21 protein-coding genes are annotated in these 17,775 nt (G+C 33.7%); 12 read left to right on the forward strand and 9 right to left on the reverse strand.

Annotated features, from left to right (window positions below; all coding sequences use genetic code 11):
- Positions 1-965: cytochrome-c peroxidase (locus EGI22_RS14295; protein ID WP_255069142.1), on the reverse strand; the 965-nt coding region annotated here is incomplete at its 3' end.
- Positions 966-1,118: 153 nt separating this feature from the next.
- Here EGI22_RS14295 and EGI22_RS14300 point away from each other — a divergent pair.
- A complete protein-coding gene (locus tag EGI22_RS14300; protein ID WP_255069143.1) occupies positions 1,119-2,189 on the forward strand; it encodes a hypothetical protein in 1,071 nt (356 codons plus the stop codon).
- A 50-nt stretch (positions 2,190-2,239) separates the two neighbouring features.
- Here EGI22_RS14300 and EGI22_RS14305 read toward each other — a convergent pair whose 3' ends face one another.
- The 8 genes from EGI22_RS14305 to EGI22_RS14340 all read right to left on the reverse strand — a co-directional run bounded on the left by EGI22_RS14305 (position 2,240) and on the right by EGI22_RS14340 (position 7,792).
- Positions 2,240-3,739, reverse strand: coding sequence for a glycine--tRNA ligase (locus EGI22_RS14305; RefSeq protein WP_255069144.1), 1,500 nt, complete (start codon positions 3,737-3,739; stop codon positions 2,240-2,242).
- Between the two features lie 458 nt (positions 3,740-4,197).
- Positions 4,198-4,410: a hypothetical protein gene (locus EGI22_RS14310; protein ID WP_255069145.1), complete on the reverse strand. Its 213-nt coding sequence runs from the start codon at positions 4,408-4,410 to the stop codon at positions 4,198-4,200.
- Between the two features lie 5 nt (positions 4,411-4,415).
- The gene (locus EGI22_RS14315) at positions 4,416-5,312 is read right to left on the reverse strand and encodes an LD-carboxypeptidase (protein ID WP_255069146.1); all 897 of its coding nucleotides are present in this window, start codon (positions 5,310-5,312) and stop codon (positions 4,416-4,418) included.
- Positions 5,313-5,315: 3 nt separating this feature from the next.
- Positions 5,316-5,618 (reverse strand): DUF721 domain-containing protein, encoded by a 303-nt coding sequence (locus tag EGI22_RS14320; RefSeq protein WP_255069147.1) that lies wholly within the window; start codon positions 5,616-5,618, stop codon positions 5,316-5,318.
- Positions 5,619-5,894, reverse strand: a complete 276-nt coding sequence (gene yajC, locus EGI22_RS14325; protein WP_255069148.1) for a preprotein translocase subunit YajC — start codon at positions 5,892-5,894, stop codon at positions 5,619-5,621.
- Between the two features lie 5 nt (positions 5,895-5,899).
- Positions 5,900-6,328 carry a DUF1573 domain-containing protein gene (locus tag EGI22_RS14330; protein WP_255069149.1) on the reverse strand — a complete coding sequence of 143 codons (429 nt, stop codon included), beginning with the start codon at positions 6,326-6,328 and terminating at the stop codon, positions 5,900-5,902.
- Positions 6,325-6,645, reverse strand: a complete 321-nt coding sequence (locus EGI22_RS14335; protein ID WP_255069150.1) for a YtxH domain-containing protein — start codon at positions 6,643-6,645, stop codon at positions 6,325-6,327. The genes EGI22_RS14330 and EGI22_RS14335 overlap by 4 nt, the downstream gene beginning before the upstream one ends.
- 58 nt (positions 6,646-6,703) lie before the next feature.
- Entirely contained in the window at positions 6,704-7,792 is a 1,089-nt protein-coding gene (locus tag EGI22_RS14340; RefSeq protein ID WP_255069151.1) for a transcription antitermination protein NusB, read from the reverse strand.
- Between the two features lie 181 nt (positions 7,793-7,973).
- On the opposite strand from EGI22_RS14340, the gene EGI22_RS14345 reads away from it, so the two are divergent.
- From EGI22_RS14345 to EGI22_RS14395, 11 genes are all read left to right on the forward strand, one after another.
- On the forward strand, positions 7,974-9,455 hold the full coding sequence (locus EGI22_RS14345; protein ID WP_255069152.1) for a S41 family peptidase: 1,482 nt from the start codon (positions 7,974-7,976) through the stop codon (positions 9,453-9,455).
- A gap of 109 nt (positions 9,456-9,564) precedes the next feature.
- The gene (locus tag EGI22_RS14350) at positions 9,565-10,227 is read left to right on the forward strand and encodes a heme exporter protein CcmB (RefSeq protein ID WP_255069153.1); all 663 of its coding nucleotides are present in this window, start codon (positions 9,565-9,567) and stop codon (positions 10,225-10,227) included.
- A gap of 4 nt (positions 10,228-10,231) precedes the next feature.
- Positions 10,232-10,897, forward strand: coding sequence for a cytochrome c biogenesis protein CcsA (gene ccsA / locus EGI22_RS14355; protein ID WP_255069154.1), 666 nt, complete (start codon positions 10,232-10,234; stop codon positions 10,895-10,897).
- Positions 10,894-11,064, forward strand: a complete 171-nt coding sequence (locus EGI22_RS14360; RefSeq protein WP_255069155.1) for a CcmD family protein — start codon at positions 10,894-10,896, stop codon at positions 11,062-11,064. Before ccsA ends, EGI22_RS14360 begins: the two co-directional genes overlap by 4 nt.
- 22 nt (positions 11,065-11,086) lie before the next feature.
- Positions 11,087-11,509, forward strand: a complete 423-nt coding sequence (locus tag EGI22_RS14365) for a cytochrome c maturation protein CcmE (RefSeq protein ID WP_255069156.1) — start codon at positions 11,087-11,089, stop codon at positions 11,507-11,509.
- The gene (locus EGI22_RS14370; RefSeq protein ID WP_255069157.1) at positions 11,506-12,666 is read left to right on the forward strand and encodes a chorismate-binding protein; all 1,161 of its coding nucleotides are present in this window, start codon (positions 11,506-11,508) and stop codon (positions 12,664-12,666) included. Before EGI22_RS14365 ends, EGI22_RS14370 begins: the two co-directional genes overlap by 4 nt.
- A 258-nt stretch (positions 12,667-12,924) precedes the next feature.
- Positions 12,925-14,415, forward strand: coding sequence for an RNA polymerase factor sigma-54 (rpoN, locus tag EGI22_RS14375; RefSeq protein ID WP_255069158.1), 1,491 nt, complete (start codon positions 12,925-12,927; stop codon positions 14,413-14,415).
- Positions 14,416-14,483: 68 nt separating this feature from the next.
- Positions 14,484-15,110 carry a hypothetical protein gene (locus EGI22_RS14380; protein ID WP_255069159.1) on the forward strand — a complete coding sequence of 209 codons (627 nt, stop codon included), beginning with the start codon at positions 14,484-14,486 and terminating at the stop codon, positions 15,108-15,110.
- A 4-nt stretch (positions 15,111-15,114) separates the two neighbouring features.
- Positions 15,115-16,029 carry a hydroxymethylbilane synthase gene (gene hemC / locus EGI22_RS14385; RefSeq protein WP_255069160.1) on the forward strand — a complete coding sequence of 305 codons (915 nt, stop codon included), beginning with the start codon at positions 15,115-15,117 and terminating at the stop codon, positions 16,027-16,029.
- A gap of 4 nt (positions 16,030-16,033) precedes the next feature.
- On the forward strand, positions 16,034-16,729 hold the full coding sequence (locus EGI22_RS14390; RefSeq protein WP_255069161.1) for a peptidylprolyl isomerase: 696 nt from the start codon (positions 16,034-16,036) through the stop codon (positions 16,727-16,729).
- Entirely contained in the window at positions 16,726-17,631 is a 906-nt protein-coding gene (locus EGI22_RS14395) for an SDR family oxidoreductase (RefSeq protein ID WP_255069162.1), read from the forward strand. Before EGI22_RS14390 ends, EGI22_RS14395 begins: the two co-directional genes overlap by 4 nt.
- Positions 17,632-17,775 lie beyond the last annotated feature (144 nt).

The raw sequence follows: 17,775 nt of genomic DNA on the forward strand, positions 1-17,775 counted from the left end.
AAATCTTCATAAAACTCCAAAACATTGGTCAATGTTTTCAATTTCCCACTATGCATATAGGGAGCTGTAAGCCTTAAATTCCGTAAACTTGGTGTTCTAAAGCCATTTGTTTTATTAATACCATCATCGAAAAAAGTGAGTTTTTCGTTTGCTTTTGGAGCTAATACATGTTGTTTAAAATCAGAGAACATTGGCCCATTGTGGCAATTTATACACCCAGCTTTTCTAAAAGCTTTCATGCCTTCTATCTCATTATATGACAAGGCGGTAGCATCACCACGCATATATTTATCAAATCTAGAATTGTTAGCCACAATTGTCCTTTCATAGGTGGCAATAGCCTTTGAAAGGTTATCAATATTTACAGCATTTTTACCAAAAGCTTTTTCAAAAAGCATATTATACTCTTTAATCAACTTGATTCTTTTTACAACTAAATCTAAAATTTCATGTTCTTCAATAGATTTTCCACGCATTTCTTCCATAGTTTTAATAGGCTCAAGTGCTTGCTTTTCAAGACTTTCAGCTCTTAAGTCCCAAAACATTGGAGCACTATTTGGATTTACTTCACTTTCAGAGTTGAAGCCATTAAAAGCCACATTTACAATGGCTTGAGAATTTCGTTTTACAAAAGGGATTTCGTTCGGGCTATTAAATTGTCGCTTACTTCCAAAACCATGGCCATTTACACCAATACTTATTTCCAAATTTTCCGCAAATCCAAACTCAGGATGATGGCAAGTGGCACATGCAACGTCCTTATTTCCAGAAAGTATTGGGTCAAAAAAGAGTAGTTTACCTAGGTCAGCATTTTCTTTTGAATGAGGATTATTTTCTGGAAAAGGAATATCTAATGGAAGTGCAGAAACTACGAGAGAATCATCTTCTTCAATTACTTCTTTTTCCTTCTTGTTTTGGCAGGAAATAAATCCAAAAAACAATACCATTAATAATATTCTGAGCATACCATGAGGTCTTTTGAAATAAAACTATGTAAAATATAAACCTTAAAATATGTAATACATCAGTTTTTGCCTGAATTTTTAAAAAAAATATTTCTAATTTTTAAAGAAACATGGCATGCTTTTTTCTCAGATTTCAAAAACAATCCATAATAAATGAAATATCTAATTCTTCTCCTATTCTTAAGTTTTCAATCTTTTGCTCAGATTAATTTTAACCCTTATTTTAAAAAACTCAATTTAGTTACTTCAAAAATAAATGTAATTAAAGTCATTGATGCTAGGATTGATAAGGATTTTACTTTTATTAGTCAAGATTCTGTTCAAAAACTCGAAACCAATGGGCCTTTAAATTTACTTATTCAAGATTTTATAAATTCAAGTTTACCAATAAATAACAAGAAAAATCAAATTGTAATTAAAATAAATGATTATCAATTTGGGTCGAGAATGGAAGAAAAGAAGACAGTTGTTTGGTTTTATACTGATATGGAGTTTTTCAAAAAAACAGATAATGGATATCTTAAAATTGGAGATATAAATGATTGCAAAGAAGCTAAAAATATTGACAATTTAGAAATAGCAATAAATCGTCTGCACTGGAAGCTCTGGAACAATATGTTAGATGATATTGAAGTAAATCTTAAACATATTAACAAAAATGCATTAATTGAAGAAAAAGAAGTTTTTGCATCCGCACAGGTTCCAAATATCTTTTATGATTCCACTACCAATGAAGGAATTTATCCGTATTTCAACAATATGCGTTATAATACCCCTGTCAAATTAGATTTTACAATTAAAGAAAAATCTAATCAATATTACTTAGTGATAAAAGACCAAGAGAAAAATAAGGACAAAACCGAAATTTGGGGTGTGTGTAAAGATGGGAAAATCTATAAAACTATTAAAAATAGTAGTACAAGTGCAAACGTATTAATACCTGTAAAAAGATTTGGGAATACATTTGAACTAACAAGTGCAAACACAGGCTTTATGGCTAAAAATTTTACATATCAAAAAAATAAATATGGAATTAACACCTTAAATTTAAACATCGTAAACTTAGTAATAAATAGTATTAGCAAAACAACAGGCAATTCTTCGGCCTTTTTAGCCATTAAGATTGCAAGTGACATTTGGCAAGCAAGCAACATCGAACGAATCTTAATTGATAAGAACACAGGCCTTTTAAATCCAGTAGAAACGTATAAAAACCTAGAATAAAAAAAGCCGGCCTAAGCCAGCTCTTTCAAAAAACAAAATATCTAAAAAACTTATATCGCTTCTAAAATCCTCTCCATAGCTACTTCGTAGCCAATTTTTTGTTTTAAGTCTGCTATAGCAACACGCTCCTGCTCCATACTATCGCGGTGACGAATAGTTACGGTATTGTCTTCCATGGTTTGGTAATCTACGGCTATGCAATAGGGCGTACCTATTAGATCTTGACGTGTATAACGCTTACCTATTGCACCGCCGTCATCATATATAGCTCTAAAACTTGACTTCAAACTATTTGCGATCTCTTGTCCTTTTTCCGCTAATCCGTCTTTTTTCACCAATGGCAAAACTGCCACTTTTATCGGAGCCAAAGCTGGGTGCAACTTCAAGTAAACTCTTTCCTTATCTTCTTTTCCTTCTTCCTCGCTTTTGATGGTTTCCTTCGTGAATGCATTACAAAATACCGCCAAAAACAATCTATCAGCACCCACTGAGGTTTCTACTACCCATGGGATGTAGTTTCCAAATGGCTTTCCGTTTTGGTCCAAATCAGCATCAAAATACTGTTGCTTCTTTTTTGACAATTCTTGGTGAGCTTTCAAATCAAAATCCGAACGAGCGTGAATACCCTCGATTTCACGAAATCCAAAAGGAAACTGAAATTCAATATCCACAGCGGCTTTGGCATAATGAGCCAATTTCTCGTGGTCGTGATATTTAAGTTTTTCTGCCGGTAAACCTACAGCTTTATGGAATTTCATACGTGCCTCTTTCCATGAATTATACCATTCTTCTGAAGTGTCAGGACGAACAAAAAACTGCATTTCCATTTGCTCAAACTCACGCATACGAAACGTAAACTGGCGTGCAACTATCTCATTTCTAAATGCTTTACCGATTTGAGCTATTCCAAAAGGCACTTTCATTCTGCCTGTTTTCTGTACATTCAAGAAATTCACAAAAATACCTTGTGCTGTTTCTGGTCTTAAATATATCAAACTTGAATCTTCGGCAACAGAACCCACTTGTGTAGAAAACATCAAGTTAAATTGACGAACTTCAGTCCAATTCAATGTTTTCGAAATCGGGCAAACGATGTTTTCAGCAATAATAAGATTCCTCACGCCTTCTAAATCCTCCGCTCCAAGTAACCTCCCCATTTCATTGAGTAGATTTTGAGCTTTTTCTGTATCTCCAGCATTGGCATATTCCTCTGCTTTCCCTTCTAGCAACTGATCCGCTCTATATCTTTTCTTTGAATCTTTGTTATCAATCATTGGATCATTAAAGCCATCCACATGGCCAGAAGCCTTCCAGGTAAGTGGATGCATAAATATTGCTGCATCTATTCCCACTATATTATCGTGCAACTGCGTCATGGCTTTCCACCAAGCTTGCTTTAAATTATTTTTTAGCTCAACACCGTTTTGACCATAGTCATAAACCGCCTGAAGGCCATCGTATATTTCAGATGAGGGAAAAACAAATCCGTATTCTTTTGCGTGTGAAATAATATCTTGCAAAGTAGTAGCAGGTGCTGACGCTTGACTCATAGATTTTTTAGAATAATTGAAAATTTTACAAAAATAAAGAATATTGATTTAAAGCAGATATAAAACTTCAGGCAATATGAAAAAAATAGTATTTAAATAATAAAGTTATAGAGGTTAGGTTGTGTTTTTTTGTGAGAAGTTTTGAGTAATGTGTTGTGAGTTGTGAGAATTAGATTGAAAATTTTCTAATTTAAGCTTAGGGTAAATGTTTTCGATTTTCGAATTACATATTTGGTAAAAAGACAATTTTGGGGGACATTAACTTTAGGGATGGGAAGTTTGGGAAGACATAAACTTGTGGGAACACTAACTTGGGTTGAAGGCAAAAACTTTGGCGAGGACACAAACTTTGGCAAAAAAAACACTAATAACCAATGGACTAATATACTAATATACTAATATACTAATTCACAAATAAACCAAAAAACTAATTCACAAATTCACTAATACACCAATAACTAATTCACCCCAGAAGCACCATCATAAACGCTCTTAATATTGGCCATTTCTTTGATTAAGAAAGACTGAAGTTCTTCGTTGAAAATCACTTGATCGGCTTCGTTTAGGCTAGCGTAATATTCTTTTAATTCTTTGTTTATCTCGGCTTTTTCAACTTCCGAAGCAGCATTCATTGCCCTGACATGATATTTTTTAAAATCAAACTTTCCCATTTCCTTTAAATTGAGTTTAACAAAACGCCTTCTTTTTTGACTTCCAAACGTAATTCTTCACCCATTCTTATAGCAAGGTTTTTATTTTCATGACCAAAACCAAAGTCAAATGCAATCGGGTAAAATGTACCTTCGGTATGTTCCAATATTATTTCTTCGATTTTTTTACCAAAAGGCTCATCATTTTCTCTGCAATCCGAAAAATCTCCACAAACTATTCCAGCCAAATTAGCAAGTTTCCCGGCACGCTTCAACTGAACCATCATTCTGTCTAAATTATAGTAATATTCAGAAATGTCTTCTAGAAAAAGTATCTTTCCGTCATACGAAACATCAGAACGCGACCCAATAGAATGAGCCAACAATGACAAATTACCACCAATGGCCTCTCCTTTTCCTACTCCAATTCTGTTTTTTTCAGATGCATCAAAAGTATATTCCAATTTTTCGCCAAAAAGTAATTTTCTGAGTGATTCATTGGATTCATGATGTAAAACCATCGTTTTGGCCATTACACCATGCAAAGCTTGGAAACCCAATTTGTTGATTTGCAACAAAATAGAGGTCAAATCAGAAAAGCCACAAATCCATTTTGGATTAGATTTGAATTTCCCAAAATCAAGATTATCAATAATTTTGGAGCAACCATATCCTCCTCGAGCCGACAATATCAATTTCACAGAATCATCATCCAAGAACTTTTGCATTTCAACAGTTCGATTTTCTACCGTATCAGAAAAATCAAAATATTTTGCTCCGACAGTTTTACCAACTACAACCTGAAGACCCCAATTAGTCAGAATTTCAACACCAATTTCTATAGATTTCTTTTCTAATCGGCTTGCTGGTGCTGTAATGGCCACTTTATCACCTTTTTTGAGATATGGAGGAGCAATTAACATGATTTAGAAAAAAACCACATCATTTATTACATCCTCACCTATTTCGCTATTAAGCAAACTTATCATTTTTGATTTGGCCAAGAGCAATTCCTGGCTAAGTGAAGGAGAAGATAATCTAATAAAAAGAACGCCTTTTTTTATATGTATCTTCTCTGTACGCTGGGCGATGCTTACGCCCATTATTTTTTCCCAATATGCCACCAAGTAGGTCTCGTTAAACTTTGACTTTAGATTATAAACCTTCAAGAAAGACTCAAAAGCGTCTTTCATAGGTATAGACTTGGTATTTCTGGCAGTTATTGACATTTATTTCTTTCTGGCAATCGCCGATTTTTCAAAAGTTAATTTTGCACCACCACCTGCAGATATTGTAACAGTAGTTTCATCGGTAGACATCACTTTTCCGTGCAATCCGCCCGCTGTTACCACATCATCGCCAGCTTTCAAGGCATCAACCATTTTTTGTTGGTCTTTTTGTTTCTTTTGTTGTGGTCTGATCATAAAAAAATACATCACCACAAACATTCCACCCATCATCAAAAGGAAACCCATGTTTCCTCCACCTACTTGCAAAATCGTCATAAAAATTATTCGTTTACTTTATTTACTATTACATCGAAACTCACTACTTCTGAAGCATTTACAGCATTTGAAGTCACAGTCACATATTTTTTATTTATTCCTACTTTTCCAGCACTGTTAAATTCCACTTTTATCTCGCCAGTTTTACCAGCACCAATTGGCTTTTCTGGCTTTTCGGCAACAGTACAACCACAGGTTACGTCAACACTTATTATATTCAGCGGCATAGAACCTACGTTTTTGAACTTAAAAACAGTATTCACGATTTCACCTTCTTTTATTTCACCAAAATCATGATTGGGATTTTCAAACTCGATTTTTGCTGAATCACTTTGGGCTTCACCGCTATCACTTTCAGAACCTGACATGGTAGAACACTGCCAAAAACTAACACTTGACAGTAAAACAAGAGCCACAAAAACTATTTTTTTCATCCTCTAGATTTTATTTGGTTCATCAAATTCTCAACATCTTCCAAAAGTCTTTCTGCTTTCTGGCGAGCTTCATTTACTACTTTTTGGCCTTCAACTTTGGCTTCACTGTTTCCACCAGACATTTCGGATGCTACCTCATCACCTCTTTCTATTAGGTCAGCAATAAAATCCTCTAATTGTCCACGATATTGCGAAAGTTTTGTTGCCAATTTGTCACGAGTTACTTCGCCTTTTTCGGGTGCGTAAAGTATACCAATGGCTGTTCCAGCGGCCAATCCCGCTAAAAAAGCAATAAAAGATTTTGATGAACTACTCATTTTTTAAAATTTTCTTAAAATTATTCTAAATTTAAAAACTAGACAAATACTTTCAAATTTATTTATTATCAAGCATTCCTCGACCAGTTTTCTTTATTAATCCGCGTGTTGTAAGATCCTTATTTAATGAATCTAAAATACCATTTATAAACTGTCCACTTTTAGCCGAACTATAGTTTTTAGATATATCTATGATTTCATTGATAGTTACTTTTATAGGAATCGAAGGAAAATTCATCAATTCAGCTGCTGCCATTTTCAATAGAATACGGTCAGTTTCTATAATTCTTTCTATTTCCCAATTTTTCAAGAATGGGATTAAATATCCCAAAATTTCTTTTTCCTGTGTAACAGTTTTATTGAAAAGTATCTTTAAAAACTCTTTGCTTTCGTCCCAAACCTCATCTAACATTTCAACCTTTATAGTTTGCAATTCTACAAAATCATTGATAGAATGAAACATCATGGTTCTCAGGATATCCCGATCTTCAACCCAAAAAATATTCATTTTTTCAAAAAACTCATCGCAAACTTCATGTTTCAAAAACACATTTTTGATGATATATTTTACGATAGCCAAGTCATCTTCTAAAGTCTTGTTTATGATTGCTTCGTACTCCAATACATGTGCATTGGTTTTAAGTGCCTCGTTGTATATCTTATTTATAAATATACGCTCATTTTCCCAATTTATTGACCTTTTCAAGGAAATATGCTCAAGATCTTTATTGATTTTTATGGCTGCAATCACTCTGTTTTTTGCCAAACTTCCTTTCCCCTCATATTTTTGGGCAATTTCCGGAAGCAGATTCATCAGATAAAGATACAAATCATAGACTTTTTCGGCATCTAACACGCTTTGAAGCGTGTAGAATTCAAAATCTTTTTTGTTTTTATGTTTGAAATATTCGCGGGCTTTGGATAAAACTGGTTTAACTTCGGCTGGAAGTGTATCGTCTGAAGGGAAAATATCGTTATTTACTTCGTCAGAAAATAAAGACTGTGAGAGTTTCAACAAACCTGTAAGTTTGTTTCTGTCTTGTTTTTCCATGGAATTCAAGTCAGGAGCAAAAGCCTCCGCAATGAGGTCTTGTGCTAGTAGGAAGTTGGCACCTTTGGCTTTTTCAAAAGCATACAAAGTTTGCATTACCCTGATTCGAATGAGTCGACGATTAAGCATATTGATTCAAAGAACTTTTTATATCTGCCACAAAGATAAAAAAAAGATAGCTAATTTTAGGGCTAATATTTATTTGCCGGTCATGTTTTTAGTAAAAAACTGTACCTTGACTAAGTCAAACTGTTCATTATCAAAGAAATAAACCAAAATGAATTTTATTAATATCTTTTGCAAAAACGAAACCTTATCATTTGTTAAAATTTCTTTTTTTGCATTATTCTTATTTTCGATACAAATTCAAACTGTTTTTAGTCAAAAAAAAATAGCTAAGTCTGAATTTATCGAAGACCTGAATTTTGCCAAAAATAAGCTCGAAAAATATCATCTTGGAATGTACCATTATGAAACTAAAGAAGAATTTGAACAAAGACTAAAAGACATAGAAGATTCCGTTGGAGACAGTTTATCAATTCTTGCAGCCTATGAAAAGACAGCTAATCTGGTTTCTGGTCTCAAAGACTTGCATACAGGTGTTTATCTTCCTAAAAACTATTTTCCAAAAAAAGGAAATAAATACTTACCTATTATAATCAGACGCTTCGATGACCAATTTTATATTCATTACAATCTTTCCTCAGATACAACCATACTTCGTGGATCTGAAATATTAAAAATTAACAATGAACCAATTTTAGAAAGTTTTAAAAAATTCAAGAACCTTTACGGAGCTGACAACGGAAATCCAATAAGTAAAAACTACTATGCCGAGAGGGCTTTTCAAAGATATTACAACAATCTCTATGGAAAAAAAGACAGTGTAAACGTTGAGATAAAAGACTTAAATGGAGTAGTATATAACAGAAAAATAGTTTTTGAAACCAGTAAAACTACCAACAAAATCTTACCCAAAAGATATAAAAATTCGACAAGGAAAAATATGAATTTGGCTGTAGTAGACAGTGTAAATCATATTAGCAAACTAGATATAACAAGTTTTTCACTTAAAAAAAATATGTTTGACGTTAGTCAACAAAAATTCAAAAAAGACATAAAACGGGCTTTTAAAAAAATAGAGGCAAACAAGACAGAACATTTAATTATAGACTTTAGAGGCAATGGAGGTGGACTAATAAACAATATAAATAGAATCACGAAATACGTTTCACCTACCCCATTTTATCTTTCTGATTCAATTTATTTCAAAAAAGCATCATTTTCCAAAATGTTTCCGGCGTGGAGTATAATTCCGCCCATTATTGGAAAAGTAATATTTAACAAAAAAATAGAAGGAAATTACCTAAAATTAAATACAGGCAGAAAAAAAACAAAACCATCTAAAAAATACCATTATGACAAGAAAATTTATGTTTTAATGGATGGAGGTTCTTATTCTGCCACCACATTTACTATTGGACTTTGGAAAGATATGCAAAGAGCTACTTTTATAGGATCAAGACCAGGAGGTGCCAATTGGGGCAGCTTTGCTGGTCAATGGTACAGCACCAAATTGCCAAATTCAAAAGTCAAAGTTAGAATACCACTGATGAAGATTGTTCATGCACATGAAAATCACGTTACGAAGTCTTTTTTTGTGGAACCGGATTTTTATGTCGAACAAGACTTTGAAGATTTTATTAAAAGAAAAGATACGCCTTTAGATTTCACATTGAATCTGATTAAAAATAAATGATAATTCTCATGTAGTCGAGGATACATATTGCTTAATTTTGCGGTAAATAAGTGGGCTTAAATTCATTTATGAATAAAAACAAAAGACAAACAAGGCGAGTTTTATAATTATGCAAGAAATTAAAAACCTTATACTTAAAGACATAATACTAGAATGGAGGCAGAAATATGCTTTCAATGGTATGGTTCTTTACGTGGTTTCGACGGTTTTTATGTGCTATATTAGTTTTAAATTGAAAACAAATACCATAGAGCCCATCACCTGGAATACGCTCTTTTGGATAATAATACTTTTTTCGGCAGTAAATTCTATCACCAAAAGCTTTATTCAAGAGAAAGCGGGCAGGCAATTGTACTATTATCAAATTGCTAAACCAAGCTCAATAATTCTCGCAAAAATAATTTACAACTTCTTATTAATGATTTTTTTAGGATTTTTAGGATTCCTAATTTATTCCATTTTCATGGGAAATATGGTCGAAAACATACCATTATATTTAATAGCTTTAACACTCGGTGCTTTGGGATTTAGTGCGAGCTTGACCTTGATAGCTGGAATTGCCTCAAAATCAGACAATACTTCTGGCTTGATGGCGGTTTTGAGTTTTCCAATATTATTGCCAATGCTAACTATGCTTATAAAACTTTCAAAAAACGCAATGGACGGTTTAGATATGAGCGTAAGTTATGATGAAATAATGGTGATTTCAGGAATTGATTTAATTGTAATAGCGTTAAGTTATATGTTGTTTCCATATTTATGGAAAAGTTAAAAATATGAGAAAAATCTGGTGGAAATTTTTGGCCTCAGGCCTTTTGATATACATAGTAGTGTTTGGCTTTATTGGAGATGTACCTCGCCAACCGATATTGAACGAAACCATCAGGAATGTATATTTCCATGTGCCGATGTGGTTTTCGATGATGTCACTAATGATTTCATCCTTGATTTATTCTATCAAATACCTTAATGGAGGCAAAATACAAGATGATGTTTACGCTGTTGAATTTGCAAACGTGGCCATCGTATTCGGAATTCTTGGCTTCTTAACTGGCTGTATTTGGGGCAATTACACATGGGGAGACCCACTACCAAAAGACCCTAAAATCATCGCAGTAGAAGTTGGACTTTTGATATATTCGGCCTATTTTGTATTGAGAGGTTCTTTCGAAGACGAACAAAAAAAAGCCAGGCTTTCGGCTGTTTACAACATATTTGCATTTGCATCTTTCATGCCTTTGGTTTGGATTTTACCTCGACTTACCGACTCACTTCACCCAGGAAATGGTGGCAACCCAGCATTTGGCAAGTACGATATGGACAGCAGCATGCGTATGGTTTTTTATCCGGCTGTTATCGCTTGGATTTTGATTGGCGTTTGGATAACTTCCCTTAGAATTCGTTTAAAACTATTGAATAATCATTTACAAGAAAATATATGAGTTTATTGAATCTTCTTCAAGGTGTTGAGATGGCGGATACCTTTCGTGCAGATGGAAAAATTTACGTTGTAGTAGCAGTAATTACTTTGATAACTATTGGCCTAATAGCGTATTTATTTAGTTTAGATAGAAAAATCACTAAACTAGAAAAAGAAATAAAGAAGTAATATTCTTTTTAACAAACAAGAAATGAAAAAAACGCACATTATAGCTTTGGTAGTTATCGCGATAGCAATAACAATGATAATATCTACCATTGGCGACGCAAGTACTTATGTCAGTTTTAAAGAAGCAAAAGAACTTGCTCAAAATGGCAGCAAAGGCTCTATCCACGTAGTGGGAGAATTAATAAAAGGTGAGGACGGAAAACCAAAAGGCATGAATTACAATCCTGCAGTAGATCCTAATAGGTTTGAGTTTATGATGAAAGACTCTCTAAACAATGAGGAATTGGTGGTTTTTCTTCAACCTAAACCCCAAGATATGGACAAATCTGAGAAAGTAGTGGTCGTTGGCCACATGGATTTAGAGAAAAACCAATTTGAAGCCGATCAGATTCTGTTGAAATGTCCATCAAAATACAATAATGAGCTGAAAGTGGAAAGTGAATGATAGCGATAGATTCTGAAATAAAGATAAAAAATATTATTGAGGCTTGTATAGAGCAAAAATACCCTTTTGCCCTTTACAGATTGCCAAATCAAAATCTGTATAAGCTTATTATTAGTTTTGACAAAAATCAAGATAGGAGAAAAATAGATTTTGAAGAGTGTGGTGCAGGTTTTGTTCTAGCACCATACGATACCAACGAACTTCCTTATTTCTACAAATCCGATCTATCTTTGGATTTAGAAAATCTAAACAATGTAGAATTATCTGAAACTCAGTTGCTACATTTTAAACAAATATCAGAGTCCCCATCTGCTAATTTTGACTTAAAATTAAGCCAAGAAATAGAAAACAAAGAAGCCTATTTGGGAATGGTAGAATCAACCGTAAACCATATCAAAAACGGCGAAGCAAAAAAGGTAGTATTGTCAAGGAAAAAACAACTGGGTTCATTATTAGGCAATAATTACCTAATTGGATTCGAAAAACTGTGCAATGCCTATTCTAGTGCATTTGTATCTTTGGTAAATGTTCCTTGGAAAAATCAAATCTGGCTTGGGGCATCGCCTGAAATTCTAGTATCACAAAATGAGATGGGAATTTTTAAAACTGTAGCTCTTGCAGGTACTCAAACAGCTTTAGATTCTCATGGCAATGAGATCCAACCAATAGATGCTTTATGGTCACATAAAGAAATAGAGGAGCAAGCTTTGGTAGGAAGATACATCATAAATTGTTTCAAAAAAATCAGAGTAAGAGAGTATTTAGAAGAAGGACCAAAAACAGTAAAAGCTGGGAACCTCCTACACTTAAACTCCTCATACTTAATAGATACGAAAGAAGTAGACTTCCCAAACCTTAGCTCAGTAATGCTGGACTTGTTACATCCAACTTCTGCAGTATGCGGAATGCCTAAAGAGGCCGCAGAGAAAATAATAGCTCAAATAGAAACACATGACAGAGAGTTTTATAGCGGATATTTAGGACCTGTAAACATAGAAAATGCAAGCCAACTTTATGTAAACATCCGCACGATGAAAATCGAAAATCAAACTATTTTTGCATTTGCTGGAGGTGGAATTACGGAAGATTCTGACCCAGAAAAAGAGTGGAATGAAACCAAAATAAAGATCCAAACAATCCTCAAATCTTTCGATTAATCTTACTACCTCCTCCCTAATTTCCTTTTTTTTGTTACTTTTTTTATATAAAAAAGTCTAAATTTTATTACAAAAAAATCAAATCGCAATTATCTATTAATCAGAACATTATATAAAGGATAAAATAATTTAATTGTAATAAATTTGATTTTACAAAAGAAAAACAATAGCTTTAAGAGATGTTCAATTTTTTTTTGGCACGATAAATGAGATACCATAAAAAAATTCCTAATAAATCGTTGAGAAAACTCTATAAAAATGCAAAAATTAGCTCTAAGTCAATCCCTCCAACAAAGGCTTTCGCCTCAACAAATCCAATTCATAAAACTGCTTCAAATTCCTACTGCGGAATTGAACCAGAGAATTGAAGAAGAACTTGAAATTAACCCAGCCCTTGAAGAAGGGATGGAAGCAAAAGAAAAAATTGAAGATGATATCTATGGAGATACTTCTACAAATTCTTCTGATGATGAGTTTGGTGATGAATATAGTGATTATGAGAGCTTGGATACCTATAACATGAATGAACTTAATGTTAAGGAATATATCAACCAAGACGAGTATTCGGGATATAAAATGGCCAGTGATGGCTGGGGGGAAGAAGAAAAAGACACGATGCCTGTAATTGCAACTGACACACTATCAGAGTCTTTGCTTCAGCAACTCGGTTTCCTTAGACTCAACGAACGCGAAACCAAAATAGGAGAACAATTAATAGGATCTATCGAAGACGACGGTTATTTAAGAAGACCCATCCGTTCTATATGTAATGACTTAGCTTTCGGCAGCAATGTGTATTGCTCTGAAGACGAAGTCGTTAGCATTTTAAAGAAAATTCAGAAATTTGAACCTGCTGGAATAGGTGCCAGAGACTTACAAGAATGTTTGATTCTTCAGTTGGAAAAAAATAGCAATACTGTAGAAAACAACTACGCTTTAATAATCCTTGAAGACCACTTTGATGAGTTCACAAAAAAGCATTTTGACAAAATTCAAAGAAAATTAAACCTAGAAGACGAAACACTTAAAAAGTCTCTAAGTTTAATCACCAGACTAAATCCGAAGCCTGGCAATATGGGTTCGTCTGACAACAATGTGGCCTACTTAATGGCTGATTTCATTGTTAGTTCGGTAAATGGCAAACTTGAGATAGTTTTAAATTCAAAAAATGCTCCTCAGTTAAGAGTTAGCCGTTCGTTTTCGGAAATGTTAGACACCTACGACAAAAGCGATAAACAAAATAAGCAAATAAAAGAAACGGTAAGTTTTGTAAAACAAAAACTTGATGCAGCTAAATGGTTTATTGACGCCATAAAACAAAGACAACAAACGCTTCTTAAAACTATGGAAGCCATTGTAATATACCAACAAGAGTTTTTCGATGAAGGCGATGAAAACAAACTTAAGCCAATGATTTTGAAGGATATTGCAGAAAGAATAGAAATGGACATCTCTACAGTATCTAGAGTTGCCAACAGCAAGTCTGTACAAACTGACTTTGGTATTTACCCACTAAAATATTTCTTTTCAGAAGGTATTGCGACTGAATCAGGCGAAGATGCTTCAAGCCGCGAGGTTAAAAACATCCTTAAAGAACTGATTGATAGCGAGCCAAAACACTCTCCTTTGTCAGATGACAAACTTGAAAAACTACTTAAAAAACGTGGGTATAATATTGCACGTAGAACAGTAGCAAAATATAGAGAACAGTTGGCTATACCAGTTGCAAGATTAAGAAAAGAGATGTAAAATCTATATTTTTGGCCTATATTTGTACCTAATAATGTGTTTCTAATATAATTGCTTGGAAAAATAAAGTGCCCATAAAATTAGCAAAGTTTTTATCTTACGTATTGCATCCGGTTTTCATGCCTTTGTATCTTATTTTGATATTTAAGACGTTTACACCATTACCACTATTCTATGCATTTTTCACAACCAAAAGCTTTATAGCCTTGGTGGCGATTGTGTTTTTATACACTGCAATATTTCCTATTGGTTTAGTTGTTTGGTTAAAAAAATCAAAAGCAATTAGTGATATAGAAATAAGCAATTTGAATGAAAGGCCAAAGATTTACTTGATTACATCGGCTTTTTATATTGCTTTAGGGTATTTTTTGTATTCAAAAGGTGGACTTTTAGAACCCACTTCTTTTTTATTGATCATCATGGTGGTGAACATCCTAGGGTTAGCAATCATAAGTCTTAAAGAAAAAATAAGTGCACATATTTCGGCTTTAGCTGGCATCTTAGGTATGTGTTTTGCCGTATATCTTAAATATGCCGAACAAACACTATTTATTCCTATTTTAGGCATTATTTTAATTTTAGGAATACTAGCATCCTCAAGATTAATTTTAGGGGCACATAATCAGATGCAAATTATTGGAGGTTTGGTTTGGGGAAGTGTAACAGGTTTTATTGGAGTTATTTATTTATTTTAGGTGCATGAATATTAAAATAGGAACGAGAGGAAGTCTTTTAGCCTTATGGCAAGCTGAATATATCAAAGCCAAACTTGAGGCTGGTGGTTTAACCACTGAAATCATAATAATAGAAACAAAAGGTGATAAAATTCTTGACAGAGCACTTTCTAAAATAGGTTCTAAAGGTGTTTTTACCGAAGAACTTGAAGAACAATTACACATAGGAGCAATTGATATAGCCGTACATAGTGCCAAAGACTTGCAGTCTGAGCTTCATAAGTCACTCTCGATAATAGCATTTACTGAAAGAGAAAAAACAAACGATGTTTTGGTTTCAAATAAAGACATCGATGTTGATACCGAAATCACAATTGGAACCTCTTCAACTAGAAGAGTGGCTATGCTGAAATCCTATTTTCCGCATTTCAAAATTGTGGATATGCGAGGAAATTTACAGACCAGGATCAGAAAAATGGAAGAAGGTCAATGTGATGCTCTTCTGCTAGCGTATGCAGGTGTAAACCGTATGAAATACAACGAGCTTATTCGCTACGAATTTGACAACAAAACTTTTGTGCCACCCGTTGGACAAGGTACAGTAGCAATCGAAATTTCAAACAATTTGGATAAAAACAAAGCAGATGTGGTAAGAACGCTTTGCAATGACCTTGAAACAGAACAATGCCTTTTGACTGAAAGAGCGTATTTAAAAGAACTAAAAGGTGGGTGCTCGATTCCAGTATTTGGCAATGCAAAATTACTTGAAGATAAAATCCATTTTACAGCAGGAATAATTTCCTTAGATGGAAAAGAAATTGTTAAAACAACAGAAATACAAAATAATGAGTCACCAGCGGAACTTGGCATAAAAATAGCAAACATAATATTAGCCAACGGAGGCAAAGAAATTTTAGAAAAAATTAAAGCCCAATTATAATTAGATGAAAAAATACGTAATAATTATTGCCATATTAATTTCAACAACCAGAATATTTGCTCAAAGGAAAGATTACCTCGTTACGCTTACAACTTCGAAAGGGGTAGCCCACATGGTTTTATATGACGAAACGCCTTTGCACAAAGCCAATTTCCTAAATCACGTAAAGGAACAATATTACGACAGTTTACTTTTCCATAGAGTCATCGAAAAATTTATGATTCAAGGTGGTGACCCTAACTCAAAAAACGCTAAACCAGGTGCTAGACTAGGTTCTGGTGGTGGAAATATGGAGAAAATACCTTATGAATTCACACCATTAAGAGTACATAAAAAAGGGGCTTTGGCTGCCGCAAGTAATGGAAATCCTGAAAAAATGTCCAATCCAGTTCAATTTTATATAGTTCAAGGAAGAAAACATTCGGACGAGGAAGTTTCTAAGGTTGAAAAAACCAACGACATCAAATATACAAATAAGCAACGTGCTGACTACATGACCATTGGAGGTTATCCTTCTCTTGACAATAGATACACCGTATTTGGAGAGGTTGTTGATAATTTAAAACTAATTGATGATATAGCTGTGGTTCAAAAAGATGAATTCAATAGACCAGTGGAAGACATCAAAATGGCCATGACCATGAAAAAAATGAGAAAAAAGAAAATAACCAGACTTTACGGTTATAAGTTTGTAAAATGAAAAAAATATTAATAACGGGTTCAAACGGGCTTTTAGGGCAAAAGTTAGTTGAAAAACTTTCCAAATCGAAGGAATTTCAAACTATTGCTACAGCAAGAGGAAATAACAGATTACCCGCTTCTGACAACTATATATATATATCGCTTGATATTACAAATAAAGACGAAATAGCCGCTGTATTTGAATCAGAAAAGCCTGATATTTTAATTCACACAGCCGCCATGACAAATGTGGACCAATGTGAAACCGAAAAAGATGGATGTTGGGGGTTAAATGTCAATGCAGTTGAGTATTTAATCAATGCTTGTAAAAAAACAAATACTTTTTTTATACATCTTTCTACCGATTTTATTTTTGATGGCAAAGAAGGACCTTATGATGAAACTGCTGAAGCTAATCCTTTGAGTTTTTATGGTTGGAGTAAATATGCAGCTGAGAAACTTTTGATAAATAGTGATATCAAATGGTCAATTGCCAGAACTATACTTGTATACGGCATTGCACATGATATGAGTCGCTCAAATATTATTCTTTGGGTAAAAAACTCACTCGAACAAGGCAAAAACATCAATGTGGTAAACGACCAATGGCGTACACCTACTTTGGCAGAAGATTTAGCGGATGGTTGTATTTTGATAGCTCAAAAAGAAGCTGAAGGCATTTTTAACATTTCTGGCAAAGATCTTTTAAATCCTTACGAAATGGCCATCATGACAGCCGATTTCTTTAATCTTGACAAATCATTGATTACCGAAGTGGATGGAACAAAATTCACCCAACCTGCCAAAAGACCAGCAAAAACAGGTTTTATTTTAGACAAACCAATGGAAATCTTAGGATATAATCCTAAGACATTCAATGAAGGAATAGCATTTTTAGCAAAACAAATCGGTGAGAAGTAATCAACCTTGTCTGACCAATTTTACTGAAAACAGTTCTTTAGATCTGGAATAAATATACGTTACGACTACCAATGTCTTGAGTTTGACACCATTTTGAGTTAAGTAATTGATAATAAGGCACAGTATTGTCCAATCGGCTCTCTA

Source organism: Lacihabitans sp. LS3-19 (assembly GCF_024343575.1).
Taxonomy (GTDB): domain Bacteria; phylum Bacteroidota; class Bacteroidia; order Cytophagales; family Spirosomataceae; genus Leadbetterella.

Bases quoted from the DNA above. Each gene is read 5' to 3' on its own strand.
- EGI22_RS14300 (WP_255069143.1), top strand. From the start codon at position 1,119: ATGAAATATCTAATTCTTCTCCTATTCTTAAGTTTTCAATCTTTTGCT.
- EGI22_RS14305 (WP_255069144.1), bottom strand. From the start codon at position 3,739: ATGAGTCAAGCGTCAGCACCTGCTACTACTTTGCAAGATATTATTTCA.
- EGI22_RS14310 (WP_255069145.1), bottom strand. From the start codon at position 4,410: ATGGGAAAGTTTGATTTTAAAAAATATCATGTCAGGGCAATGAATGCT.
- EGI22_RS14315 (WP_255069146.1), bottom strand. From the start codon at position 5,312: ATGTTAATTGCTCCTCCATATCTCAAAAAAGGTGATAAAGTGGCCATT.
- EGI22_RS14320 (WP_255069147.1), bottom strand. From the start codon at position 5,618: ATGTCAATAACTGCCAGAAATACCAAGTCTATACCTATGAAAGACGCT.
- yajC (WP_255069148.1), bottom strand. From the start codon at position 5,894: ATGACGATTTTGCAAGTAGGTGGAGGAAACATGGGTTTCCTTTTGATG.
- EGI22_RS14330 (WP_255069149.1), bottom strand. From the start codon at position 6,328: ATGAAAAAAATAGTTTTTGTGGCTCTTGTTTTACTGTCAAGTGTTAGT.
- EGI22_RS14335 (WP_255069150.1), bottom strand. From the start codon at position 6,645: ATGAGTAGTTCATCAAAATCTTTTATTGCTTTTTTAGCGGGATTGGCC.
- EGI22_RS14340 (WP_255069151.1), bottom strand. From the start codon at position 7,792: ATGCAAACTTTGTATGCTTTTGAAAAAGCCAAAGGTGCCAACTTCCTA.
- EGI22_RS14345 (WP_255069152.1), top strand. From the start codon at position 7,974: ATGAATTTTATTAATATCTTTTGCAAAAACGAAACCTTATCATTTGTT.
- EGI22_RS14350 (WP_255069153.1), top strand. From the start codon at position 9,565: ATGCAAGAAATTAAAAACCTTATACTTAAAGACATAATACTAGAATGG.
- ccsA (WP_255069154.1), top strand. From the start codon at position 10,232: ATGAGAAAAATCTGGTGGAAATTTTTGGCCTCAGGCCTTTTGATATAC.
- EGI22_RS14360 (WP_255069155.1), top strand. From the start codon at position 10,894: ATGAGTTTATTGAATCTTCTTCAAGGTGTTGAGATGGCGGATACCTTT.
- EGI22_RS14365 (WP_255069156.1), top strand. From the start codon at position 11,087: ATGAAAAAAACGCACATTATAGCTTTGGTAGTTATCGCGATAGCAATA.
- EGI22_RS14370 (WP_255069157.1), top strand. From the start codon at position 11,506: ATGATAGCGATAGATTCTGAAATAAAGATAAAAAATATTATTGAGGCT.
- rpoN (WP_255069158.1), top strand. From the start codon at position 12,925: ATGCAAAAATTAGCTCTAAGTCAATCCCTCCAACAAAGGCTTTCGCCT.
- hemC (WP_255069160.1), top strand. From the start codon at position 15,115: ATGAATATTAAAATAGGAACGAGAGGAAGTCTTTTAGCCTTATGGCAA.
- EGI22_RS14390 (WP_255069161.1), top strand. From the start codon at position 16,034: ATGAAAAAATACGTAATAATTATTGCCATATTAATTTCAACAACCAGA.
- EGI22_RS14395 (WP_255069162.1), top strand. From the start codon at position 16,726: ATGAAAAAAATATTAATAACGGGTTCAAACGGGCTTTTAGGGCAAAAG.